Source organism: Streptomyces sp. NPDC054883 (genome assembly GCF_053610645.1).
In genome coordinates, this window is the sequence record NZ_JBSGYT010000006.1 from 23,972 (window position 1) to 46,353 (window position 22,382).

General features: G+C 70.8%; 19 protein-coding genes and 1 tRNA gene. 11 read left to right on the forward strand and 9 right to left on the reverse strand.

All coding sequences use genetic code 11. The annotated features are described in order from the left end of the window. The first annotated feature begins 19 nt into the window (after positions 1-19). The 4 genes from ACWGH1_RS06760 (at position 20) to ACWGH1_RS06775 (ending at position 5,067) form a co-directional block, all read left to right on the forward strand. Positions 20-1,054 (forward strand): agmatine deiminase family protein, encoded by a 1,035-nt coding sequence (locus ACWGH1_RS06760; RefSeq protein ID WP_453354566.1) that lies wholly within the window; start codon positions 20-22, stop codon positions 1,052-1,054. Positions 1,055-1,088: 34 nt separating this feature from the next. Then, positions 1,089-1,706: a TetR/AcrR family transcriptional regulator gene (locus tag ACWGH1_RS06765; RefSeq protein WP_453354565.1), complete on the forward strand. Its 618-nt coding sequence runs from the start codon at positions 1,089-1,091 to the stop codon at positions 1,704-1,706. 307 nt (positions 1,707-2,013) lie between these two features. Then, the gene (gene cimA / locus ACWGH1_RS06770; protein ID WP_453354564.1) at positions 2,014-3,636 is read left to right on the forward strand and encodes a citramalate synthase; all 1,623 of its coding nucleotides are present in this window, start codon (positions 2,014-2,016) and stop codon (positions 3,634-3,636) included. Between the two features lie 81 nt (positions 3,637-3,717). Continuing rightward, a complete protein-coding gene (locus ACWGH1_RS06775) occupies positions 3,718-5,067 on the forward strand; it encodes a hypothetical protein (protein WP_453408487.1) in 1,350 nt (449 codons plus the stop codon). Between the two features lie 25 nt (positions 5,068-5,092). On the opposite strand, the gene ACWGH1_RS06780 is transcribed toward ACWGH1_RS06775, so the two are convergent. Continuing rightward, positions 5,093-5,710 carry a YceI family protein gene (locus tag ACWGH1_RS06780; RefSeq protein WP_453357172.1) on the reverse strand — a complete coding sequence of 206 codons (618 nt, stop codon included), beginning with the start codon at positions 5,708-5,710 and terminating at the stop codon, positions 5,093-5,095. Between the two features lie 254 nt (positions 5,711-5,964). Here ACWGH1_RS06780 and ACWGH1_RS06785 point away from each other — a divergent pair, with 254 nt between their 5' ends. Together ACWGH1_RS06785 and ACWGH1_RS06790 are read left to right on the forward strand one after the other, a co-directional pair. Next, on the forward strand, positions 5,965-7,548 hold the full coding sequence (locus ACWGH1_RS06785) for an acyl-CoA carboxylase subunit beta (RefSeq protein ID WP_453357173.1): 1,584 nt from the start codon (positions 5,965-5,967) through the stop codon (positions 7,546-7,548). 22 nt (positions 7,549-7,570) lie between these two features. Continuing rightward, a complete protein-coding gene (locus ACWGH1_RS06790; protein ID WP_453357174.1) occupies positions 7,571-7,771 on the forward strand; it encodes an acyl-CoA carboxylase subunit epsilon in 201 nt (66 codons plus the stop codon). A 90-nt stretch (positions 7,772-7,861) separates the two neighbouring features. Here ACWGH1_RS06790 and ACWGH1_RS06795 read toward each other — a convergent pair whose 3' ends face one another. The 8 genes from ACWGH1_RS06795 to ACWGH1_RS06830 all read right to left on the reverse strand — a co-directional run bounded on the left by ACWGH1_RS06795 (position 7,862) and on the right by ACWGH1_RS06830 (position 18,238). Next, on the reverse strand, positions 7,862-8,443 hold the full coding sequence (locus tag ACWGH1_RS06795) for a GTP-binding protein (RefSeq protein WP_079429940.1): 582 nt from the start codon (positions 8,441-8,443) through the stop codon (positions 7,862-7,864). Continuing rightward, complete coding sequence (locus ACWGH1_RS06800) at positions 8,424-9,002, reverse strand: DUF742 domain-containing protein (protein WP_453356992.1); 579 nt, start codon at positions 9,000-9,002, stop codon at positions 8,424-8,426. Before ACWGH1_RS06800 ends, ACWGH1_RS06795 begins: the two co-directional genes overlap by 20 nt. 93 nt (positions 9,003-9,095) lie before the next feature. Beyond that, complete coding sequence (locus tag ACWGH1_RS06805) at positions 9,096-9,509, reverse strand: roadblock/LC7 domain-containing protein (protein ID WP_008739857.1); 414 nt, start codon at positions 9,507-9,509, stop codon at positions 9,096-9,098. Positions 9,510-9,519: 10 nt separating this feature from the next. Beyond that, entirely contained in the window at positions 9,520-12,717 is a 3,198-nt protein-coding gene (locus ACWGH1_RS06810) for a nitrate- and nitrite sensing domain-containing protein (protein ID WP_453408488.1), read from the reverse strand. A gap of 293 nt (positions 12,718-13,010) precedes the next feature. After that, positions 13,011-13,595 (reverse strand): GTP-binding protein, encoded by a 585-nt coding sequence (locus ACWGH1_RS06815; protein ID WP_136214586.1) that lies wholly within the window; start codon positions 13,593-13,595, stop codon positions 13,011-13,013. After that, complete coding sequence (locus tag ACWGH1_RS06820) at positions 13,576-13,968, reverse strand: DUF742 domain-containing protein (RefSeq protein WP_136214587.1); 393 nt, start codon at positions 13,966-13,968, stop codon at positions 13,576-13,578. Before ACWGH1_RS06820 ends, ACWGH1_RS06815 begins: the two co-directional genes overlap by 20 nt. A gap of 151 nt (positions 13,969-14,119) precedes the next feature. Further along, a complete protein-coding gene (locus ACWGH1_RS06825) occupies positions 14,120-14,533 on the reverse strand; it encodes a roadblock/LC7 domain-containing protein (RefSeq protein ID WP_453353997.1) in 414 nt (137 codons plus the stop codon). Positions 14,534-14,542: 9 nt separating this feature from the next. Further along, positions 14,543-18,238: a nitrate- and nitrite sensing domain-containing protein gene (locus ACWGH1_RS06830; RefSeq protein WP_453353993.1), complete on the reverse strand. Its 3,696-nt coding sequence runs from the start codon at positions 18,236-18,238 to the stop codon at positions 14,543-14,545. A 568-nt stretch (positions 18,239-18,806) separates the two neighbouring features. On the opposite strand from ACWGH1_RS06830, the gene ACWGH1_RS06835 reads away from it, so the two are divergent. The 5 genes from ACWGH1_RS06835 to ACWGH1_RS06855 all read left to right on the forward strand — a co-directional run bounded on the left by ACWGH1_RS06835 (position 18,807) and on the right by ACWGH1_RS06855 (position 22,374). Further along, positions 18,807-18,992 carry a hypothetical protein gene (locus ACWGH1_RS06835; protein ID WP_453353994.1) on the forward strand — a complete coding sequence of 62 codons (186 nt, stop codon included), beginning with the start codon at positions 18,807-18,809 and terminating at the stop codon, positions 18,990-18,992. 98 nt (positions 18,993-19,090) lie between these two features. Next, entirely contained in the window at positions 19,091-19,879 is a 789-nt protein-coding gene (locus ACWGH1_RS06840; protein ID WP_453353995.1) for a fumarylacetoacetate hydrolase family protein, read from the forward strand. Then, positions 19,872-21,347 carry a glutamate--tRNA ligase gene (gltX, locus tag ACWGH1_RS06845; protein WP_453353996.1) on the forward strand — a complete coding sequence of 492 codons (1,476 nt, stop codon included), beginning with the start codon at positions 19,872-19,874 and terminating at the stop codon, positions 21,345-21,347. Before ACWGH1_RS06840 ends, gltX begins: the two co-directional genes overlap by 8 nt. A 141-nt stretch (positions 21,348-21,488) precedes the next feature. Then, positions 21,489-22,217 (forward strand): HAD family hydrolase, encoded by a 729-nt coding sequence (locus ACWGH1_RS06850; RefSeq protein WP_453357787.1) that lies wholly within the window; start codon positions 21,489-21,491, stop codon positions 22,215-22,217. Positions 22,218-22,302: 85 nt separating this feature from the next. Then, positions 22,303-22,374 (forward strand) — tRNA-Gln (locus ACWGH1_RS06855). The last annotated feature ends 8 nt before the right edge of the window (positions 22,375-22,382 follow it).

Here is a 22,382-nt window from a genome sequence, read left to right on the forward strand (position 1 = left end):
AGCCTCTAAGGACCCCTCCATGACCAAGCCCGCCGCCGACGGCTTCCGGATGCCCGCCGAGTGGACGCCCCACGAGCGCACTTGGATGGCCTGGCCCAGCCCCAACCCCACCTTCACCAACGACCAGGAGCTCGCCGAGGCCCGCCGGGCGTGGGGCGCCGTCGCCCGCGCGGTGCGCGGCTACGAGCCCGTGACGCTCGTCGTCTCGCCGGGTGACGCGGACAGTGCCCGTGCCATCGTGGGCGACGAGGTCGACCTCGTGGAGCGGGAGCTCGACGACGCCTGGATGCGTGACATCGGCCCCACCTTCGTCACGAACGACGCGGGCGAGCTGGCCGCCGTCGACTGGACCTTCAACGGCTGGGGCGCCCAGGAGTGGGCCCGCTGGGACCACGACGAGAAGATCGCCCGGCACGTCTCGGACCTGGCCGGCACCCGGACGTACAGCACCCCGCTGGTCAACGAGGGCGGCGCCATCCACGTCGACGGCGAGGGCACCGTGCTCCTCACCGACACCGTGCAACTCGGCGAGGGCCGCAACCCCGGCTGGACCCGCCAGCAGGTCGAGGAGGAGATCCACGCCCACCTCGGCACCACCAAGGCCGTCTGGCTGCCGTACGGCCTGGCCGGGGACTACGGCACCTACGGCACCCAGGGCCACGTGGACATCGTCGCGGCCTTCGCCCGCCCCGGCGTCGTCATGGTCCACAGCCAGCCCGACCCGGCCCACCCGGACCACGAGCGCTGCAAGACCATCGCCGCCATCCTGCGGGCCTCCACCGACGCCCGGGGCCGCCTGCTGGAGGTCGTGGAGATCCCGGCGCCGACCGTGCTGGAGGAGGACGGCGAGTGGGTCGACTACTCGTACATCAACCACTACCTGTGCAACGACGGTGTCGTCCTGTGCTCCTTCGACGACCCGCGCGACGAGGAGGCGGCGGAAATCTTCCGCGGTCTGTTCCCGGAGCGGACCGTGACCCTCGTTGACGCACGTACGATTTTCGCCGGGGGTGGCGGTATCCACTGCATCACCCAGCAGCAGCCGAAGGTCTGATCCAGGCGGACGGACCCGATGTGAGGAGAGGCCCATGGCGGCGGGTGGAGTACGGCCGGCGCGGAAGAACGCCCCGCCGCGCGAGGACGTACTCGTCGCCGCCATGGCCACGATCGCCGAACGCGGCCTCGACGGCCTGACCATGGCCGGCCTGGGCCGCCAGGTCGGCATGAGCAGCGGCCACCTCCTCTACTACTTCGGCAGCAAGGACGAACTGCTGCTGCGGACGCTGGAGTGGAGCGAGGCCGCGCTCGGCACCGAGCGGCGGGCCCTGCTCTCCCGCAGCGGCACGGCGCGCGAACGGCTGGCCGCCTACGTGGACCTCTACGTTCCCGACGGCGCCCGGGACCCGCACTGGACCCTGTGGCTGGAGGTCTGGAACCGTTCGCAGAACGCCGGACCCCGGGAACGCGACCGGCAGGCCGCCATCGAGGGGGCCTGGCACCGCGACCTCGTGGCCCTGCTCGCCGAGGGCATCTCGCGCGGGGAGTTCCGGCCGGTGGACGCCGACCGCTACGCGGCCCGGCTGCGGGCCCTGCTCGACGGGTTCAGCATCCAGGTCGCCGTCGGCCTGCCCGGAATAGGGCGGGACGACATCCTCGGCCACGTGCGGGAATTCGTGGACGGGACGCTGGCGGCGCCGCCGGGCTGACCCCGACGGCGGCCGCCCGCATAGTGAGACGTCGGTCCGCGCGCGCGGACCCGTGTGACACACTGCGGACGTGCCTGCTCAGCTCATGATTATGGACAGCAGCGCGCCGGTCCGCAGTGACCGCTGAGCCCTGGAACAACCAGGGGAAAGCGGCCACCGTGCCCCAGACCCGCGCGCAGACCTCTCGCACCCGCGAGGGGTCTTTTCGTTTCCCGGCCCATTCCTGCCGGGGCCCGGCAGCGCGCGATGATGGGGGCAGTGGATCCCCGGTCTCCGGAACCACTCATCCGACAGGAGTCTGACCAGCATGACGACGACAGAGGCGACGGAGCCGCACACAGGCCCTGCCGACGGCTTCCACGTCTTCGACACCACCCTGCGCGACGGCGCCCAGCGCGAGGGCATCAACCTCACCGTCGCGGACAAGCTGACGATCGCCCGGCACCTGGACGACTTCGGCGTGGGGTTCATCGAGGGCGGCTGGCCCGGCGCGAACCCGCGCGACACCGAGTTCTTCGCCCGCGCCCGTGCCGAGATCGACTTCAAGCACGCGCAGCTCGTCGCCTTCGGCGCCACCCGCCGGGCCGGCGGCTCCGCCGCCGCGGACCCCCAGGTCCGTGCCCTGCTGGAGTCCGGCGCGCCCGTGATCACCCTGGTCGCGAAGTCCCACGACCGGCACGTCGAACTCGCGCTGCGCACCACCTTGGACGAGAACCTGGAGATGGTCCGCGACACCGTCTCCCACCTGGTCGCGAAGGGCCGCCGGGTGTTCGTCGACTGCGAGCACTTCTTCGACGGCTACCGGGCCAACGCCGAGTACGCGAAGTCCGTCGTACGCACCGCCCACGAGGCCGGCGCCGACGTCGTCGTCCTCTGCGACACCAACGGCGGCATGCTCCCCGCCCAGATCACCGCCACCGTCGCCACCGTCCTCGCCGACACCGGCGCGCGCCTGGGCATCCACGCCCAGGACGACACGGGTTGCGCCGTGGCCAACACGCTGGCCGCCGTGGACGCGGGCGCCACCCACGTCCAGTGCACCGCCAACGGCTACGGCGAACGCGTCGGCAACGCCAACCTGTTCCCCGTCGTCGCCGCCCTGGAGATCAAGTACGGGCGCCGGGTGCTGCCCGAGGGCGCGCTCGCCGAGATGACCCGGATCTCGCACGCCATCGCCGAGGTCGTCAACCTCACGCCGTCCACCCACCAGCCGTACGTGGGTGTCTCCGCCTTCGCGCACAAGGCGGGCCTGCACGCCTCCGCGATCAAGGTCGACCCAGACCTCTACCAGCACATCGACCCCGAGCGCGTCGGCAACACCATGCGGATGCTGGTTTCCGACATGGCGGGCCGGGCCTCCATCGAGCTCAAGGGCAAGGAACTCGGCGTCGACCTCGGCGGCGACCGCGCGCTGATCTCCCGGGTCGTGGAGCGGGTCAAGGAGCGCGAGCTCCAGGGCTACACGTACGAGGCCGCCGACGCCTCCTTCGAACTGCTGCTGCGCGCCGAGGCCGAGGGCCGGGCCCGCAAGTACTTCCGGGTGGAGTCCTGGCGGGCGATCGTCGAGGACCGCCCGGACGGCACCCACGCCAACGAGGCCACGGTCAAGCTGTGGGCCAAGGGCGAGCGGATCGTGGCGACGGCCGAGGGCAACGGCCCCGTCAACGCGCTGGACCGTGCGCTGCGGGTGGCGCTGGAGCGGTTCTACCCGCAGCTGGCCAAGTTCGAGCTGGTGGACTACAAGGTCCGCATCCTGGAGGGCAAGCACGGCACGGAGTCCACGACCCGGGTGCTGATCTCCACGACGGACGGCGCCCGCGAGTGGTCCACAGTCGGCGTCGCCGAGAACGTGATCGCGGCCTCCTGGCAGGCCCTGGAGGACGCCTTCACCTTCGGCCTGCTGCGCGCGGGCGTCGAACCGGCCGAGTAGGGCACGGGGGCCCCGGCGGGAGCGGACCGCGCTTATGTCCCGTTCACACGGGAGAGGGGCGGTTCGGGTAGCGTCGTAGGCATGAGGACCAGGCTTATGTCCGTAGTGTCCGGTCTGCTGCTGGGGCTCTTCGCGTTCGCCTTCGTGGGCGTTCCGCAGGCGTCCGCCGCAACCGGGACCGCAGCCGTCGCGCAGGCGCTCAAACAGGGCCCGGTCTACGTCGACCCGCGCGCCGCGGCGCAGCTGTCCAAGGCGCAGGCCGACGCACTGGCCCAGAAGATCGAGAAGGCCGGCAAGCCGGTCTTCGTGGCGGTCCTCCCGGCCACGGACGAGTTCCCGCCCCAGGGGCTGCTGAGCGCCGTCCGGGCCCAGACCGGCATCACGGGGCTGTACGCGATCCGCCTCGGCACCGGCTTCGACGCCGGGGCCGACGCCTCCGTCATGCCGCGGGTCGCCGTACGCAACCTCACCGACGCGGTGAAGGCGGGCGGGCCGGTCGACGCGGCCACCGAGCTGAACAACTTCGTCGACCAGGCCCTCACGCAGGCAAAGGGCCGCGCCCCGGCCTCCTGGGGCGGCGGCGCGGCCGCGGACGACACCGGCACCCCGGTCGGCGGCCTGGTCACGCTCGGCGCGGTGGCCGTGCTCGGCGGCGGTGGCGCCTACGCGCTGGTCCGGCGCAACCGGAAGCGGAAGGAGGAGGCGAGGCGCGACGCGATCGCCCGCCTCAGCGTGGTCGTGGACGAGGACATCACCGCGTTCGGCGAGGAACTCGACCGGCTGGACTTCCAGCCCGGTGAGCCCGGCGCCGACGACGCCATGCGCGCCGACTACGGGCAGGCCCTGGACTCGTACGAGAAGGCCAAGCAGATCATGGCCCAGGTCCGGTACCCGGAAGAGGTGCAGGGTGTCACCCAGGCACTGGAGGACGGGCGCTACGCCCTGGCCCGCCTCGACGCGCGCCGGCAGGGCGAGCCGGTCCCGGAGCGCCGGGCGCCCTGCTTCTTCGACCCGCGCCACGGGCCGAGCACCGAGGACGCCACCTGGGCCCCGGCGGGCGGGGTGGCCCGTACCGTTCCCGTCTGCACGGCGGACGCGGTGCGGCTGCGCGACGGCCTGGACCCGGCGGTGCGCACGGTCGACACCGACTACGGGCCGCGGCCCTACTACGACGCCGGCCCGGCCTACGGCCCCTGGGCCGGCGGGTACTTCGGCGGCGGCATGCTGCCCGGTCTGCTCGTGGGCACGTTGCTCGGTTCGATGATGTCGGGCCCCGCATACGCCGCGGACTTCGGCGGCGTGGGCGGCGGGTTCGACGGCGGCGACGTGTCGGGGGCCGACTTCAACCCCGCCGACTTCGGCGGCGGGGACTTCGGCGGCGGTGGCGGCTTCGACGGTGGCGGCGGCTTCGACGGCGGGGGAGGCTTTTAGCCGCCCCCGGGCGTTCCGTCGTTCGTCAGGCCTGCTTGATGGCCGAGATGTCGAAGGTCAGCTTCACCTTGTCGCTGACCATCACGCCACCGGCCTCCAGCGCGGCGTTCCAGGTCAGGCCCCAGTCGGAGCGCAGGATCTGGGTGGAGCCCTCGAAGCCGACGCGCTGGTTGCCGTAGACGTCGGTGGCGGAGCCGTTGAACTCCAGGTCGATCGAGAGCGGGCGGGTGACGTCCTTGATCGTCAGGTCGCCCGTGATGCGGTAGGTGTCACCGCCGAGCGCGGCCGCCCGCGTGGAGCGGAAGCTCATCAGCGGGAAGGTCTCGGCGTCGAAGAAGTCGGCGCTGCGCAGGTGGCCGTCGCGGTCGGCGATGCCGGTGTCCACGGAGGCCGTCTTCACGTCGATCGAGGCCGTCGAGCTGGCCGGGTCGGCGCCGTCGAGGTGCAGGGTGCCCTCGTGTTCGGTGAAGGCGCCGCGGACGTTGGTGACCATGGCGTGCCGGACGGTGAAGCCGACGCTGCTGTGCGCCGGGTCGATGACGTAGTCACCGGTCAGCGCGGCGAGCGCCGGGTCCACGTCGGGCGCGGCGACGGCTGTGGTGGTGGTGTCCGGGCCGCTGTTGCGGCGGGTGAAGATGCCCATGATCACTCCTCGGTCGGCGGGGGCGAAGCTTTGTTTAAGCTTCAACAACAAGGACGCTAGACCCATTCCGTTCAAATTTCAACCTCCCCGCCTCCGCAGGGGTGATTTATAGGATCTCCACAACGGTCGGCGGTCCTGGCTGGCGGAGTCGGCGCATCCCGCGGCGGTTCTGTCCGGGCCACACAGCGGATCGCTTCGGAGACTGTGCGGAACCAACGGAGGGTTTTCGCCCCGTCACTTCGTAAGGTCGGTACATGACCGTTGTGGACCAGACTCCGAGCGAGCCGACGGACGCCCGTGGGCGCGTGGCCGAACTGCACTCCCTGAGGGAGCAAGCGCGGCGCGGCCCCAGTGACCGGGCGACCGAGGCGCAGCACGCCAAGGGCAAGCTCACCGCGCGCGAGCGCATCGCGCTGCTGCTCGACGAGGGTTCCTTCAAGGAGGTCGAGCAGCTGCGCCGGCACCGGGCGAGCGGCTTCGGCCTGGAGGGCAAGAAGCCCTACACCGACGGTGTCATCACCGGCTGGGGCACGGTCGAGGGCCGCACGGTCTTCGTCTACGCACACGACTTCCGCATCTTCGGCGGCGCGCTGGGCGAGGCCCACGCCACGAAGATCCACAAGATCATGGACATGGCCATCGCGGCCGGTGCCCCGCTGGTCTCCCTCAACGACGGCGCGGGCGCCCGGATCCAGGAGGGCGTCTCCGCCCTCGCCGGCTACGGCGGCATCTTCCAGCGCAACACCAAGGCCTCGGGGGTCATCCCGCAGATCTCGGTCATGCTGGGCCCCTGCGCCGGTGGCGCCGCCTACTCCCCGGCCCTGACGGACTTCGTCTTCATGGTCCGCGAGACCTCGCAGATGTTCATCACCGGACCGGACGTCGTCCGCGCGGTGACCGGCGAGGAGATCACCCAGAACGGGCTCGGCGGGGCCGACGTGCACGCCGAGACCTCGGGCGTCGCGCACTTCGCGTACGACGACGAGGAGACCTGCATCTCCGAGGTGCGCTACCTCATCACGATGCTGCCCTCCAACAACCGGGAGAACCCGCCGCTCCACCCGACCTCGGACCCGGCGGACCGCCGCTCCGACGTGCTGCTGGACCTGGTGCCCGCCGACGGCAACCGCCCGTACGACATGCTCAAGGTCATCGAGGAGCTCGTCGACGACGGCGACGTCCTGGAGGTCCACGAGCGCTGGGCCCGCAACATCATCTGCGCGCTCGCCCGGATGGACGGCCAGGTCGTCGGCATCGTCGCCAACCAGCCCGGCCACCTGGCCGGCGTGCTGGACATCGAGGCCTCCGAGAAGGCGGCCCGCTTCGTCCAGATGTGCGACGCCTTCAACATCCCGATCGTCACCCTGCTCGACGTACCCGGCTTCCTGCCGGGCGTCGACCAGGAGCACGGCGGCATCATCCGCCACGGTGCCAAGCTGCTGTACGCCTACTGCAACGCCACCGTGCCGCGGATCTCGCTGATCCTGCGCAAGGCGTACGGCGGCGCGTACATCGTCATGGACTCCCAGTCCATCGGCGCCGACCTGACCTACGCCTGGCCCACCAACGAGATCGCCGTCATGGGCGCCGAGGGCGCGGCCAACGTCATCTTCCGCAAGCAGATCGCGGACGCCGAGGACCCCGAGGCCATGCGCGCACGCATGGTCAAGGAGTACAAGGCCGAACTGATGCACCCGTACTACGCGGCCGAACGCGGCCTCGTCGACGACGTCATCGACCCCTCGGAGACCCGCGAAGTCCTCATCAGCGCCCTCGCGATGCTCCGCACCAAGCACGCCGATCTGCCGTCCCGCAAGCACGGCAACCCGCCGCAGTAAGAGCGAAGGAGACCTGCCACCCATGAGCGTCACCGCAGACACGCTGCTCAAGGTCGAGAAGGGCCACGCCGAGCCCGAGGAGCTGGCCGCGATCACCGCGATCCTGCTCGCCCGCGCCGCCGCCCCGGCGGCCGCCCCGGTGCACACCATCGGCTCCCAGGCCCGCTGGCGCCGCCTGGAGCGCAGCCCCGGCTTCCGCTCCGCCCACAGCTGGCGCGGCTGACCGGCCGCCGCTTCCGGCAGCAGCCGGAACGGCGAAAGGCCCCCGCACTCCTCGGAGTGCGGGGGCCTTTCGCGTGGGCCGGGCCGGCCGCTACCGCAGGCGGGCCATCAGGGCGTGCTCGACCAGGGTGATGAGCGCGCTCTTGGCGTCCCCGCGGTGGCGGGCGTCGGTGGTGATGATGGGGGCGTCCGGGCCGATCTGCAGGGCCTCGCGGACTTCCTCCGGGGTGTACGGCTGGTGGCCGTCGAAGCCGTTGAGGGCGATGACGAACGGCAGGCCGCTGTTCTCGAAGTAGTCGACCGCGGGGAAGCAGTCGGCGAGACGGCGCGTGTCGACCAGCACCACGGCGCCGATGGCGCCGCGCACGAGGTCGTCCCACATGAACCAGAAGCGGTCCTGACCCGGGGTACCGAACAGGTACAGGATGAGGTCCTGGTCCAGGGTGATGCGGCCGAAGTCCATGGCGACCGTGGTGGTCGTCTTGTCCCCGGTGTGGGTGAGGTCGTCGATACCGGCGGAAGCGCTGGTCATGACGGCTTCGGTACGCAGCGGATTGATCTCGGAGACCGCGCCGACGAACGTGGTCTTGCCCACGCCGAAGCCGCCCGCCACCACGATCTTCGCGGAGGTGGTGGAGCGAGCCGCTCCGCCGTTAGAGCTTGCGAAGTCCACTGAGCACCCTTTCGAGCAGTGTCACATCTGGCTGGCCGCCGGCAGACTCGTCGCCGCCGGGCTGATGAATGGCGACAAGGCCCGCCTCCGCCAGGTCGGCGACGAGGATGCGGGCGACACCAAGAGGAATGGAGAGGAGTGCCGAGATCTCCGCGACGGATTTGATCTCCTGGCACAGACGGCAGATGCGCTGGTGCTCGGGCAACTGCCCTTGCAGCCGGGCGGGATCCGCCGTGGTACTGACCAGCGCCTCGATGGCGAGCTGGTAGCGCGGCCGGGTACGGCCGCCGGTCATCGCGTACGGACGCACCAGCGGGTTGTGCGCCTTGGGCGCCTGCGGACGCGAGGCCCGCGGCTGCTGCTGCGGGAGCCGGTGGGGCGCCTGCGGCTGCTGCGGCTGCTGGGGCTGGCCGTACTGCGGCTGACCGTACTGCTGCTGGTACGGGTCCTGCTCCGGCACCGGCCGGCTGGGAGCGGAGGGAAAGTTGAAGCGGTTCTGGTCGTGCCCACCCTGCGGCTGCTGCGCGCCGCCATAAGGATGTCCTCCGGGTGTTGTCACGTTTCCTCCTCCTGCTCCAAGAACGCAGTACTCCCTGTAGAACCGCGCCACCGCACCCTATGGTGCGATGACGCGAAACGCACTGCCTGTTTGCTAGTTGAGAAGACTTCCCTGCAGCTCCGAACGCAGTTCCGGGGTGAGGACACTGCCGGCCCGGTCCACGAGGAGGGCCATCTCGTAGCCCACGAGGCCGATGTCGCACTCGGGGTGCGCGAGCACCGCGAGCGAGGAACCGTCGGAGACGGACATGAGGAACAGGAATCCCCGGTCCATCTCCACCACGGTCTGGTTGACGGCGCCGCCCTCGAAGATGCGGGAGGCCCCGGCGGTCAGCGAGGTCAGTCCGGAGGCCACGGCCGCCAGCTGATCGGCGCGGTCGCGCGGGAATCCGTCGGACATCGCCAGAAGAAGGCCGTCGGCGGAGACCACCACCGTGTGGGACACCCCGGGGGTGTTGTCCACGAAGTTGGTGATCAACCAGTTCAGGTTCTGTGCCGCCTGGCTCATCGGGCTCACACTAACGCTCCTGGTCATAGCTGTTACTTGACTGCTCGGAACCCGCGCTGCGTCCCTGCTGGACACCGCGCCGCAGGTTGCTCAACCTGCCGCGGACGTCCTCCGGGGCGCGGGAGACCTGGGGGCCGCCCTGCGGGGTCGTCTCCGCAGCACCCTCGACCAGGTTGGCCTTGGGCACCCGCCGAGGAAGACCGGACGGGGTGACCCCGCCCGCCTTCGGCTCACGGAGCTTGGCGGCCTGCTGCCAGCGCTCGTCGTTGTTCGAACGCCATGCCGCGTTGCCTTCCGTCTCCTCCGGGGCACTCTCCGCCTCAGCGGACTGCCGCTGACGCTGCGGCCGCTGCTCGAAGAGGGATCCGGTGGACTCCGCTTTCTGCTGTCCCGACTGCCCCTGCTGCTGGCTGCCACGACGCGGCAGGCCCGCTCCGGTCATCTGGTGACCGGTGTCGGCAGCGGCACCCGGACGGTCGAAGCCTACGCGGTCCGGAGCGGCTTCGGGAGCGGCCCGGGATTCCGATTCGGCCCCGTAGCCCTGCTGGTAGGAGCCCGAATAGGTGTTCTGCTCGGGCCACCCGGCCTGCTGGGACTGGGATGCGTAGCCGTCTTCGTAGGACTGGGCGTTGTGGCCCTGGTCCTGGTATTCGGCTTCCGGATAAGAGTAGTTCTGCTGCGGGTATGCCTCGTACGCCTGCTCGGCGGCCGAAGATTCGTACGAGGTCTCGTAGCCCTGCGCAGACTGCTGCTCGTAGCCCTGGTACTCCTGGTACCCGTGCTCCGGCTGCGGTTCCGGATACTCCTGCGCGGGGTACCCGGACTGCTCCTGGTCCTGCTCCGGCTCCTGCGGGAAGCCGACCTGGGCCGCCAGCGCGGCCCGGCGCTCCTGCTGGGTCAGGGACCGGCCGACCGGGTCCAGCGAGCGCTCCTCGCCGCCCTGGGCGTCGTAGCGCGAGTCGTCGAAGCCGAGCTCGGCGGCCGTGCGCAGCGGCGGGGCCAGCTGGGCCTGCTGCTCCGGGATGATCGAGGAGACCGTGAAGTCGTCGTCCGGTATGCCCTCGCCGCCGCCACCGTGGGTGATGGCGTCGGGGAGCATGACCAGCGAGGTGGTGCCGGCCGCTTCGCCGGAGGGGCGCAGCTGCACGCGGATGCCGTGGCGGTCCGCCAGCCGGCCGACCACGAACAGACCCATGCGCTGCGAGATCGCGGCGTCCACGGTCGGCGGGTTGGCCAGCTTGTGGTTGATGTCCGCGAAGTCCTCGGCGGTGAGGCCGATGCCCTTGTCGTGGATCTCCACCATGACGCGGCCGTCGGGCAGCCTCGTGGCGTTGACGCGGACCTTGGTCTGCGGGGAGGAGAACGTGGTCGCGTTCTCCAGCAGCTCGGCGAGCAGGTGCACGAGGTCGGTCACGGCCTGCCCGTGGATCTCCGCCTCCGAGACGCCCGAGAGCTCGATGCGCTCGTACTGCTCCACCTCGGAGGAGGCGGCGCGCAGCACGTCGACGAGGGGCACCGGCTGGTCCCAGCGGCGGCCCGGCTCCTCACCCGCGAGGATGAGGAGGTTCTCGCCGTTGCGGCGCATGCGGGTGGCCAGGTGGTCCAGCCGGAAGAGGTTCTCCAGCTGGTCGGGGTCGGCCTCGTTGTTCTCCAGGTCGGTGATGAGGGTCAGCTGGCCCTCGATCAGCGACTGGTTGCGCATGGAGAGGTTCGTGAAGATCGCGTTGACGTTGCCCCGCAGGAGGGCCTGCTCGGCGGCGAGCCGGACCGCTTCCCGGTGGACCTGGTCGAAGGCCCGGGCGACCTCGCCGATCTCGTCCTGGGAGTCGATCGGGATCGGCGTCACACGGGTGTCGACCTTGCCCGGGTCGGTGCGCGAGAGCTGGTCGACGAGCATCGGCAGGCGCTGCTCGGCGACGTCGAAAGCGGCGGAGCGCAGGCGGCGCATGGAGCGGCTCATCTGGCGCGCCATCATGCCGGCCAGGATGAAGGCCGCCAGCAGGGCCACGACCACGGCGGCACCGGTGACGATGGCGTCGGTGCGGGCCGAGTCGGAGACCGCGACGGAGTCGTTGACGGCCTTGTCGAGGAGTTCCTTCTCGATCTCGGCGTAGCCGTCGAACTTGGCGGTGGCCGCCGCCTGCCAGGCGGGGGCGGTGGTACCGCCGGCGGCGAGCTTCTCCTTGCCGACGCCGCTGGCTATCGCCTCGGTCATGCCGGTGAGGGCGGAGCCGTTGACGACCGGCGGGGCCTTGAAGGTGGTGCCGGCCTGGTCGGCCGCCAGCTTGGCGGCGGTGAGCTTGGCGGCGCCGTCCTTGGCCTTGCCGGCCATGACCTCCTTGAGGCGGTTGGTGTCCGCGTCGGTGCCGGCCGCGACGTACTCGCCGATCGCGATCTCTTCGAGGTAGGCGTAGGAGGAGAACGCGACGAGCTGGCCCTTGCGGGTCTCCTCGTTCTCGTTCGGGCGGACCAGGAGGTGCGTACCCACCGAGCGCTGGAGCGAGTTGGCGGCCTTGGCCAGCTCGACCGCGTAGACCATGCGGCCGTAGCTGGTCACGTTGCCGGTGCCCAGGCCCAGTTCGTTGGAGAACGTCATGAGGTAGTGCTGAACCAGCACGTAGCCCTCTTCGGTCGGGATGGGACCCGCCTGGTTGGGAAGTGCCTTCTTCGGCGTCTCCGGGGCCACGTAAGCCGTCTTGCGGACCTGCTCCAGCTTGGGCTCCTCCTGGCGGAAGAGCGCGAGGCGGTGCTCCAGGCTCTGGTTGTCCGGGAGGTCCTTGGCGGCTTCGGCGAACTTCGCCTTGGCCGCGTCCGTGGCCGCGTAGGCCTTCGTCACGACCGGGCTGTTGCGCTCGCCCTTGAGGAGCGGTTCGGCGGTGAGGTCACGCTCGTTGAGGAGGGCCTGGCCGTATTCGGCCGCCGCCTGGACGATGCGGGCGGTCTTCTCGGCGTCCTTGGCCTCGTTCCAGCTGTCGACCGAGCCCTTCACCTGGAATCCGCCCATGACCAGTCCGACGAGGACGGGTACCAGGAGGATGGCGTTCAGCTTGGTCGGCACGCGCCAGTTGCGCGGGGCGAACTTGCTGCTGCTGCCCTTGGCGGCAGGTGGCTCCACGGGCGCGTCGACGGGCGACGCGGCCGCTCGCGGCGGCGGGGTGAAGTTGCCCCGCGCGGGTTCGACCCCGGGGCTCGCGTTGCTTCGCCTCACTCGACCAACAACCTCTCGGCGGTGCTACTAGCTAGTTCGTTGAATTCCAGCACGGTTGACGGCCCTGTTCCAAACAGTTGGAATCAGCCATTCCAACAACCTTATGTCCCGCATAAATCGGACATAAAGAGCGACCTGCGGCAAAACCCGGGCCAGTTGTGAGCACAGGGGTACCGCGTGAACGCGCCCTGTGCCCAACTGGCGCCAATTCTCTGTCGAAACGTTATGAACGAGGAGGGCGGGCCGTGTTCTATGACACAGCCCGCCCTTCGCCGAACACGATATGAGACCCGTTACTTGAGCCGCGCCATCAGTGCGTGCTCCACGAGCGTGATGAGCGCGCTCTTGGCGTCCGCGCGGTGGCGGGCGTCGGTGGTGATGATGGGGGCGTCCGGGCCGATCTGCAGGGCCTCGCGGACTTCCTCCGGGGTGTACGGCTGGTGCCCCTCGAAACCGTTGAGCGCCACCACGAACGGCAGGCCGCTGTTCTCGAAGTAGTCGACCGCCGGGAAGCAGTCGGCCAGTCGGCGGGTGTCGACCAGGACGATCGCGCCGATGGCGCCGCGCACGAGGTCGTCCCACATGAACCAGAAGCGGTCCTGACCCGGGGTACCGAACAGGTACAGGATGAGGTCCTGGTCCAGGGTGATGCGGCCGAAGTCCATGGCGACCGTGGTGGTCGTCTTGTCCCCGGTGTGGGTGAGGTCGTCGATGCCCGCGCTCGCGGACGTCATGACGGCCTCGGTACGCAGCGGATTGATCTCGGAGACCGCGCCGACGAACGTGGTCTTGCCCACGCCGAAGCCGCCCGCCACCACGATCTTCGCGGAGGTGGTGGAGCGAGGAGCCGCTCCGCCGTCAGATCTTGCGAAGTCCACTGAGAACCCTCTCGAGCAGCGTTACATCCGGCGTTCCGCCGGCCTCTCCATTGCCCGGCTGGTGGATGGCCACCATTCCGGCCTCGGCCAGGTCGGCGACGAGGATCCGGGCGACACCGAGCGGCATCGACAGCAGTGCGGAGACCTCCGCGACCGACTTCACCTCACGGCACAGGGTGCAGATGCGCTGGTGCTCCGGCAGCAGGCCGGACAGGTGCATCGGATCGGCCGTGGTGCTGACCAGCGCCTCTATGGCGAGCTGGTAGCGGGGCCGGGTCCGGCCGCCGGTCATCGCGTACGGACGCACCAGCGGCTGGTCGCCTTCCGAGTACGAGTCTCCGTACGAGTCCGGGTAGGCGGGGGGCGGGGTCATTGATCCTCCGGGCTGGACAGCAGTGGTCAGCGTGCCGTCTCACGGGGCGGCCGGTGGGGGGGGACGGTATGACGGCCTGACGGTGGCACTTGGTTGGGGCGGGCGCCCCTGCCTCCCGGCCGGAAGTACCGGCCGGCCGGGAGGGTCGCGGTCAGCTGAGAAGGCTTCCCTGGAGTTCCGAGCGCAGTTCCGGGGTGAGGACACTGCCGGCCCGGTCCACGAGGAGGGCCATCTCGTAGCCCACGAGGCCGATGTCGCACTCGGGGTGCGCCAGTACGGCCAGCGAGGAACCGTCGGAGACGGACATGAGGAACAGGAATCCCCGGTCCATCTCCACCACGGTCTGGTTGACGGCGCCGCCCTCGAAGATGCGGGAGGCCCCGGCGGTCAGCGAGGTCAGTCCGGAGGCCACGGCCGCCAGCTGATCGGCCCGGTCACGGGGGAATCCTTCCGACATGGCCAGAAGGAGTCCGTCGGCGGAGACCACCACGGTGTGGGACACCCCGGGGGTGTTGTCCACGAAGTTGGTGATCAACCAGTTCAGGTTCTGTGCCGCCTGGCTCATCGAACTCAACTATCGCTCCTGCTGGTAAGTGGGGTCGATCTGGTAACTGCCGGTCGCGGGGCCGGTGGTGCCGGCCTGGCGCCCCTGCTGAATACCGCGTCGGAGGTTGGTGAGGCGGCCGCGGACGTCGTCCGGGGCGCGCGAGACCTGCGGGCCGGCCTGGGTCTCGGCCTGCTGCTGAGCGGTACCGGCCACGAGGTTCGCCCGTGGCACCCGCTTGGGCAGGCCCGAGGTGGTGATGCCGCCGGCGGCGGGCTGGCGCACGCGCTCGGCCTGCCGCATCAGCTCGTCGTTCGGCGAGGACCGCCAGCTTACGGTCGGCACCGCGCCGGTCGCCGTCTGGTCGGCCGGGAGCTCCTGACCGCGCTGGGGGAGCGGCTGCTGGTGAGCCGGCGCGGCGGGAGCCTGCTGCTGGTACTGCTGCTGCGGCTGCCGGGGTACGGAGGGACCGCCGTCCTGGCGGACCCAGTTCGACTCCAGCGTGTCGAAGATGGGGCTGCGCGCCTCGCCGGGACCCTGGGCCGGTGGCAGCGCCTCGGGCTGTGCCTGCGGGCGCTGCGCCGGGAAGTAGCCGCCGGGCTGGGGGGCCTGCGGCTCGCGGCCGCTGTGGCCGCCCACGCCGGGACCGCCGCCGCGGGGAGCCTGGAAGTCCCCCGGGCGCTCGAACTGCCCGGTGGCGGACGGGTCCAGCGGACCGCGCACGTCGGGGCGCTCGAACTGCCCGGTGGTGCTGTTGGCGGGGTTGCCGCCGCCCTGCGGGGGCGGGGCGTTGAAGTCCGGGCGGGCGAACTCGGCCGTCGCACCGGGGCCCGACAGCTCGTCGTGCCCGCGCGGGACCTCGTGGCCGCCCTGGCCCGCGCCCCAGCTGGTGCTCTGCGGCGCCGCGGTACCCGCACCCGGGAGCTCCGGTCGCGGGGCGCCGCCGCGCGGCGGCAGCTGCGGCCGCTTGCGCTGCACGGGTGCCTGGGGCTGGCCCTGGGCGGTGGCCGGAGCGGACTGCTGCTGCGGCCGCTCGAAGCCGCTGCCCTGCGGGAAGGCGGCGGGACCGGCACCGGGCCGGGACTGCGCACCGCCGACGGGGCCGCCTGCCGGACCCCCGGCCGGGCCGCGGCCCGGGAGCGGGGCACCGGGGGTGAAACCGCCCGCGCCCTGACCCGTCGGGGCACCCGGACCGGCCTGCGGACGCGTCATAGGGCCGCCCTGCTGCTGCGGCCGGCCGCCCTGACCACCCTGCGGACCGGGACCCTGGCCCTGGGGCCGCTGCTGCGGACCGGCGGAACCGTCCCGCCCGGGCAGCGCTGCACGCTGTCCGGCGGCGGAGACCTGACCGCGCTGCGGGCCGGCGCCGACCGGGGGACGCGCGCCCCCGGCGCCGACGGAACCCTGGCCCGCGGAACCGCCCGGACCGCCGGGCAGACCCTGCCCGGAGCCGGCCCCGGGACCGCCCTGACCACCCTGGCCGGGCATCGGCGCGGGCTTCTTGCCGCCCTGGGCGACGTCCACCGGCAGCATGACGAGCGCGGTGGTACCGCCCGAGTCGGAGGGGCGCAGCTGGATCCGGATGCCGTGTCGCAGGGACAGGCGGCCGACCACGAACAGGCCCATGCGGCGGGAGACGGAGACGTCCACGGTCGGCGGCGAGGCGAGCCGCTCGTTGATCGCGGCGAGGTCCTCGGGGGAGAGGCCGATACCGGTGTCGTGGATCTCGACCAGCACCCGGCCGTCCGGCAGCGCGTGACCGGTGACCTTGACCTTGGTCTGCGGGGAGGAGAACGACGTGGCGTTCTCCAGCAGCTCGGCCAGCAGGTGCACGAGGTCGTTGACGACGCGGCCGGCGACGTCGGTGCCGGGCACCGACGAGAGTTCGATGCGCTCGTACTGCTCCACCTCGGACGCCGCGGCACGGAGCACGTCGACGAGCGGGACGGGGCGGGTCCACCGGCGGCCCGGCTCCTCGCCCGCGAGGACGAGGAGGTTTTCGCCGTTACGGCGCATACGGGTCGCGAGGTGGTCGAGCTTGAAGAGCGAGGACAGCTGGTCCGGGTCCGCCTCGCGCGACTCCAGCTCGGAGATGAGCGAGAGCTGGCGCTGGATGAGACCCTGCGAGCGGCGCGAGAGGTTGGTGAACATCGCGTTGACGTTGCCCCGGAGCAGGGCCTGCTCGGCGGCGAGGCGGACGGCCTCGCGGTGCACGTCGTCGAAGGCCGCGGCCACCTGGCCGATCTCGTCGCGGGTGTGCAGGCCGACGGACTCCACCGTGGTGTCGACGTCCTGCGGGTCGGTCTCGGACAGCTGCTTGACGAGCTCGGGCAGCCGGTCCTGGGCGACCCGGGTCGCCGTGTCCTGGAGGCGCCGCAGCGAGCGGATCATGGAGCGGGCCATGACGAAGGCGCCGACGAGGGAGACGCCGAGGACGAGGAGGATCAGCGCACCGTTGATGATGGCGTCCTGCTGCGACTGGCTCTTCAGCTCGCGGGCCTTCTGCTCCATGTCCTCGAGCAGGGTGAGCTCGATGACCTTCATGGCCGTGAGCTTGGTGCCGTCGGCGTCGTACCAGTCCATCCAGGAGCGGTACTGCGCCTCCTTGGCGAACTGCCCCTGCGTGGACAGCACGCGCCGGGTGAAGTGGTCGGCCTTGCTGATCTCCGCGTTGCCGTCGCCGAGGCTCGCGAGGAGCTCCTCGGGCTTGCCCTGGTAGACGAGCTCGAAGGTCTTCTTCGACTGGCTCTCGCCGCGCAGCGCGGACAGCGCGTACAGCCGGTCGTTCTCGGACAGCGTGCCGGGCTTCTCGCCGCTCTCGGGGAGCGAGGCGGCGATGATCGCGCGCTGGATGGAGGCGTACTCCTTGGCGGAGGAGAAGGCCGCCAGGGCGCGCGTGCGCTTGATCATCTCCGGGTTGGAGGTGGCCTGGGCCATGTCCTGCGACAGCGAGAGCAGCGAGACGATCAGTGCGTTGTACTCGGTGACCGTCTGCTGGGCGCCGTTCTGGTACGCCTTCTTGCGGATGTCCTCGATGCCGGTGAGCTGGCGGCCGATCTGCAGGATGTTGTTGCGGATGGACTTGAGGGTCTCGTCCTTGTCCTGCGTGCTGTCGACCTTGTCGGTCGCGACGGCGAAGGCCTTCGCGGCGGCATCGGTCTGGTCGCGGACACCCGCGACGAGGGAGTTCGGCTTGCCCGACCTGTCGACCGACAGCGGACCGGCCGACTTGTCGCGCTCCTCCTGGAGCGCGGCGGCCAGGTTGGTGGCCTGCCGGGTCATCGTCGTCAGCAGCTGCATGTGGTCCAGCTGCGCGATGTCGTTGAGCGAGTCGTTGATGCGGAAGCCACCGAGCGTGGTGGCGGCGACGACCGGCAGGGTCAGCAGCGACACCAGTCGCGTGCTGATGCGCCAGTTCTGCATGGCGAGGCGTGAACCGGACCCGCTGGGGGCCTTCGGTATCGCCACGTCCTGTTCCGGAGCCGGCTCGCCCTTGCCCTTGGCCCGCGCCACGCCCTTCGGCTTGGCCCGGCCCTTGGCCTTCCCCTTCACGGGGTTGGCGGCATCGGGGCCCGCTCCTTCGACAGCCGGCCCTCGGTTCTGGGCGTGCTGGGGCGAGGAGCCACGGTCGGTCCCGCCGCGCGGCTCCTGCTCCGACGCAGCTTCCCCTCGGCCCTGGTGGGCCTGGGGAGAACCCTTGCCATCCCTCTTGAATCGTCCCTGCACTAGCGTCGCAACCTCTGGACCAGGCGTCCCGCCGGTGGAGCGGTGGGACGGTGTCGAGTCGTGGGGCACTGACGGCCCCATGGTGGTCGTCGGTGACCGGCGCGTCTCCCTCTCCTTGCCACCGCGCTGGGCGCTGAGTCGCGCCACCTGCGCGCCGGCTGATTCCCGCGGCGGTCCCGCGAATTCCAGCACAGTGGGGGATCTCCAACAAGGTGCGCGCATCCCCCCGGCGAGCCGGTCACACACCGCGACAGACGTATTACCTGGCGTGGAAGCGCTATCGGGAGGAACCGGACTTACATCGACCAAACACCGCGACTGTCAAGGTGTCCCAGTCGAGATGATCAGGAGCGGAATGACGCGTTCAGTGGCGCAATGTCCGTTTCGTGGCCTCGAATTGACTGCCCGTTATGACCGTAATGCCGGGTCGCTGGTGAGGAAACTCACACAGCCCTGGCCATTACTTCCCGGTTCGGCGGGGGATTCAGATGTTTAGCCTTTCCCTTTGCAGGGTTGGCGCATCCGACAACCACCACACCGACGAGCGAGCCGAGGGCCCGAAACTCCGATGAAGACGACGATGATGTTCCGCAACATAGCCAACCCCCGCCGCACCACCCTGGCGCACCTCAAGGACGCCGAGGAGCTGCAGTCGGCCCTGGCCCCGGAGCACTCCGTCGAGCTGCCCGCGCAGACCGCGAACCCCCGCCGCACCGTCCTGATGGACGCGCCGGTCGCCGCCGCCGCGCAGTAGACCCGCCCGGCAAAGGACGCGAAGCGCCCCCGTCCACCGCGTTAGCCTGGAGTCCGCAGACTCCAGCCAGCGGAAATACAGAGGGGCAGACGCAACCGGTGCGCATCGCCAGGTTCTCGATCGACGGCAACGTCGCGTTCGGCGCGGTCGAGGGCAGCACTGCCCCCGGCGCCGAAGGCGAGCTCGTCCTCGACATCATCAAGGGCATCCCGTTCGCGGACTTCGAGCTCTCGGGCACCAAGGTCCCGCTGAACAAGGTCCGGCTGCTGCCGCCCGTGCTCCCGAACAAGGTCGTGGCCATCGGCCGCAACTACGCGGAGCACGCGGCGGAGCTGGGCAACGCGGTGCCGGAGACGCCCATCACCTTCTTCAAGCCCTCCACCTCGGTGGTCGGCCCGGGCGACCCCATCACGTACCCCTCCTTCTCCCAGGACCTCCACCACGAGGCGGAGCTCGCCGTGGTCATCGGCCGGATGTGCCGCGAGGTCCCCAAGGAGCGCGTCAAGGACGTGATCCTCGGCTACACCTGCGCCAACGACGTCACCGCGCGCGACGTCCAGCAGCGCGAGAAGCAGTGGGCCCGCGCCAAGGGCTTCGACAGCTCCTGCCCGCTGGGCCCCTGGATCGAGACCGACCTCGACCCGGGCGACCTGACCATCCAGTGCACCGTCAACGGCGAACAGCGCCAGCTCGGCCGCACCAGCGACATGGTCCGCTCGATCGAGGACCTGATCGTGCACATCACCGAGGCCATGACGCTGCTCCCCGGCGACGTCATCCTCACGGGGACCCCGGCCGGAGTCGGCCCCCTCAACGTCGGCGACGAGGTCGCCGTCACCATCGAAGGCATCGGCACTCTCACCAACAAGGTGATCAAGCGTGGCTAACGCGAACGTCCGCGTACGTTTCTGTCCCTCCCCGACCGGCAACCCCCACGTGGGCCTGGTCCGGACCGCCCTCTTCAACTGGGCGTTCGCCCGCCACCACGGCGGTACGTTCGTCTTCCGCATCGAGGACACCGACGCGGCCCGCGACTCCGAGGAGTCCTACCACCAGCTGCTCGGCTCGCTGCGCTGGCTCGGCTTCACCTGGGACGAGGGCCCCGAGGTCGGCGGCCCGCACGCCCCCTACCGCCAGTCGCAGCGGATGGACATCTACGCCGACGTCGCCCAGCGCCTGCGCGACGGCGGCTACGCGTACGACTGCTACTGCACCACCGAGGAGCTCGACGAGCGCCGCACCGCCGCCCGCGCGGCCGGCCGGCCCTCCGGCTACGACGGCCACTGCCGCGACCTGACCGCCGAGCAGGTGGCCGCGTACCAGGCCGAGGGCCGCCTCCCGATCGTCCGCTTCCGGATGCCCGACGAGCCGATCACCTTCACCGACCTGGTCCGCGGCGAGCTGACCTTCACCCCGGAGAACGTGCCGGACTTCGGCATCCTGCGGGCCAACGGCGCCCCGCTGTACACGCTCGTCAACCCGGTCGACGACGCGCTGATGCAGATCACGCACGTGCTGCGCGGCGAGGACCTGCTGTCCTCCACGCCCCGCCAGATCGCGCTGTACAAGGCGCTGATGGAGCTGGGCATCGCCACCGGCGTGCCGGAGTTCGGCCACCTGCCGTACGTCATGGGCGAGGGGAACAAGAAGCTCTCCAAGCGCGACCCGGAGGCCTCGCTCAACCTCTACCGCGAGCGCGGCTTCCTCCCCGAGGGCCTGCTGAACTACCTCTCGCTCCTCGGCTGGTCGTTCTCCAAGGACCAGGACATCTTCACCATCGAGGAGATGGTGACGAAGTTCGACATCCAGGACGTGAACGCCAACCCGGCCCGCTTCGACCTCAAGAAGGCCGAGGCGATCAACGCCGACCACATCCGCCGGATGGACCCGAAGGCGTTCGCCGACGCGTGCACCCCGTGGCTGCGCGCGCCGCACGCCAACTGGGAGCCGGAGGACTTCGACGCGCAGGCGTGGGAGGCCATCGCGCCGTACGCCCAGACCCGGGTGACCGTGCTGTCGGACATCACCGCGAACGTCGACTTCCTCTTCCGCAAGGAGCCGGTCGAGGACCAGGCGTCCTGGGACAAGGCGATGAAGGGCGAGCCCGCGGCCCTGCTCGGCACCGTCCGCGCGCACCTGGAGACGGCCGACTGGAGCGACCCGGAGGCACTCAAGCAGGCCGTCCTGACCGCCGGCGAGGCCCACGGCCTGAAGCTGGGCAAGGCCCAGGCCCCGGTCCGCGTCGCCGTCACCGGCCGCACGGTCGGCCTGCCGCTCTTCGAGTCCCTCCAGATCCTGGGCAAGGAGCGCTCCCTGGCCCGCATCGACGCGGCGCTGGCGAAGCTCGCCGCCTGACCCGCACCCACCCCGAAGGGGCGGCCGCCTCCCGGCGGCCGCCCCTTCGGCGTCCGCCGGGGCCGGGAGGGCCGAGCCGTTCACCGGCGTACTTCTTCGTCGTGCCCCCACCGGAGGAAGCCGCCCAGTAGTCTCGGCCGTATGCCGATCCGAGCGCTGTTGTGGGACGTCGACGACACCCTGTTCGACTACACCGGGGCCGACACCGCCGGGCTCGCGCGGCACCTGGCCGACGACGGGCTGGCGGAGCGCTACGGGACCCCGGCGGCGGCCCTCGCCCTGTGGCGCGCCGCGACCGAACGCCACTGGGCCCGCTTCGCCGCCGGGGAGACGACCTTCCGGGCCCAGCGCCAGGACCGGGTACGGGACTTCCTGGCGGCCCCGGGGATGAGCGACGCCGAGGCCGACGGCTGGTTCGACCGGTACGTCGTGCACTACCAGGCGGCCTGGGCGCTCTTCCCGGACGTGCTCCCGGTACTGGACGCCCTGGCAGGCGTCTACCGGCACGGGGTGCTCTCCAACTCCTCCACCGCCAACCAGGACCCCAAACTGCGCCGGCTCGGGCTGCGCGAGCGCTTCGAGGTGCTGGTGTGCGCCGCCGAGCTCGGCGTCAGCAAGCCGGACGCGGCCGCCTTCCTCGGCGCCTGCGAGGCCCTCGGACTGCCGCCGCAGGAGGTGGCGTACGTCGGCGACCAGCCGGAGATCGACGCCCGCGGGGCCCGGGACGCGGGACTGACTGCCGTATGGCTCGACCGCTGCGGCGCGCCCGGACCGGCCCCCGAGGGAGTGCACCGGATCTCCGGTCTTGCCCAGCTCCCTGCGCTGCTGGCCGCGGATACCCGTTTTGGAGCACGGTCAGGCATCCGGTAATGTTCTTTCTGCGCCGCCCGAGCGGGCCGGAAGGCCGGACGGAGGCGCTAACCGAATGAAAGTCCCTCAGGGGCTTGCATTTTGGTGGGCTATAGTGTAATTGGCAACACGAGGGTTTCTGGTTCCCTTATTCTAGGTTCGAGTCCTGGTAGCCCAGCGCAGTGC

What these genes read in the sequence shown, in the direction of transcription:
- ACWGH1_RS06760 (WP_453354566.1), top strand. Translation starts at nt 20, where the DNA reads ATGACCAAGCCCGCCGCCGACGGCTTCCGGATGCCCGCCGAGTGGACG.
- ACWGH1_RS06765 (WP_453354565.1), top strand. Translation starts at nt 1,089, where the DNA reads ATGGCGGCGGGTGGAGTACGGCCGGCGCGGAAGAACGCCCCGCCGCGC.
- cimA (WP_453354564.1), top strand. Translation starts at nt 2,014, where the DNA reads ATGACGACGACAGAGGCGACGGAGCCGCACACAGGCCCTGCCGACGGC.
- ACWGH1_RS06775 (WP_453408487.1), top strand. Translation starts at nt 3,718, where the DNA reads ATGAGGACCAGGCTTATGTCCGTAGTGTCCGGTCTGCTGCTGGGGCTC.
- ACWGH1_RS06780 (WP_453357172.1), bottom strand. Translation starts at nt 5,710, where the DNA reads ATGGGCATCTTCACCCGCCGCAACAGCGGCCCGGACACCACCACCACA.
- ACWGH1_RS06785 (WP_453357173.1), top strand. Translation starts at nt 5,965, where the DNA reads ATGACCGTTGTGGACCAGACTCCGAGCGAGCCGACGGACGCCCGTGGG.
- ACWGH1_RS06790 (WP_453357174.1), top strand. Translation starts at nt 7,571, where the DNA reads ATGAGCGTCACCGCAGACACGCTGCTCAAGGTCGAGAAGGGCCACGCC.
- ACWGH1_RS06805 (WP_008739857.1), bottom strand. Translation starts at nt 9,509, where the DNA reads ATGAGCCAGGCGGCACAGAACCTGAACTGGTTGATCACCAACTTCGTG.
- ACWGH1_RS06820 (WP_136214587.1), bottom strand. Translation starts at nt 13,968, where the DNA reads ATGACCCCGCCCCCCGCCTACCCGGACTCGTACGGAGACTCGTACTCG.
- ACWGH1_RS06825 (WP_453353997.1), bottom strand. Translation starts at nt 14,533, where the DNA reads ATGAGCCAGGCGGCACAGAACCTGAACTGGTTGATCACCAACTTCGTG.
- ACWGH1_RS06835 (WP_453353994.1), top strand. Translation starts at nt 18,807, where the DNA reads ATGAAGACGACGATGATGTTCCGCAACATAGCCAACCCCCGCCGCACC.
- ACWGH1_RS06850 (WP_453357787.1), top strand. Translation starts at nt 21,489, where the DNA reads ATGCCGATCCGAGCGCTGTTGTGGGACGTCGACGACACCCTGTTCGAC.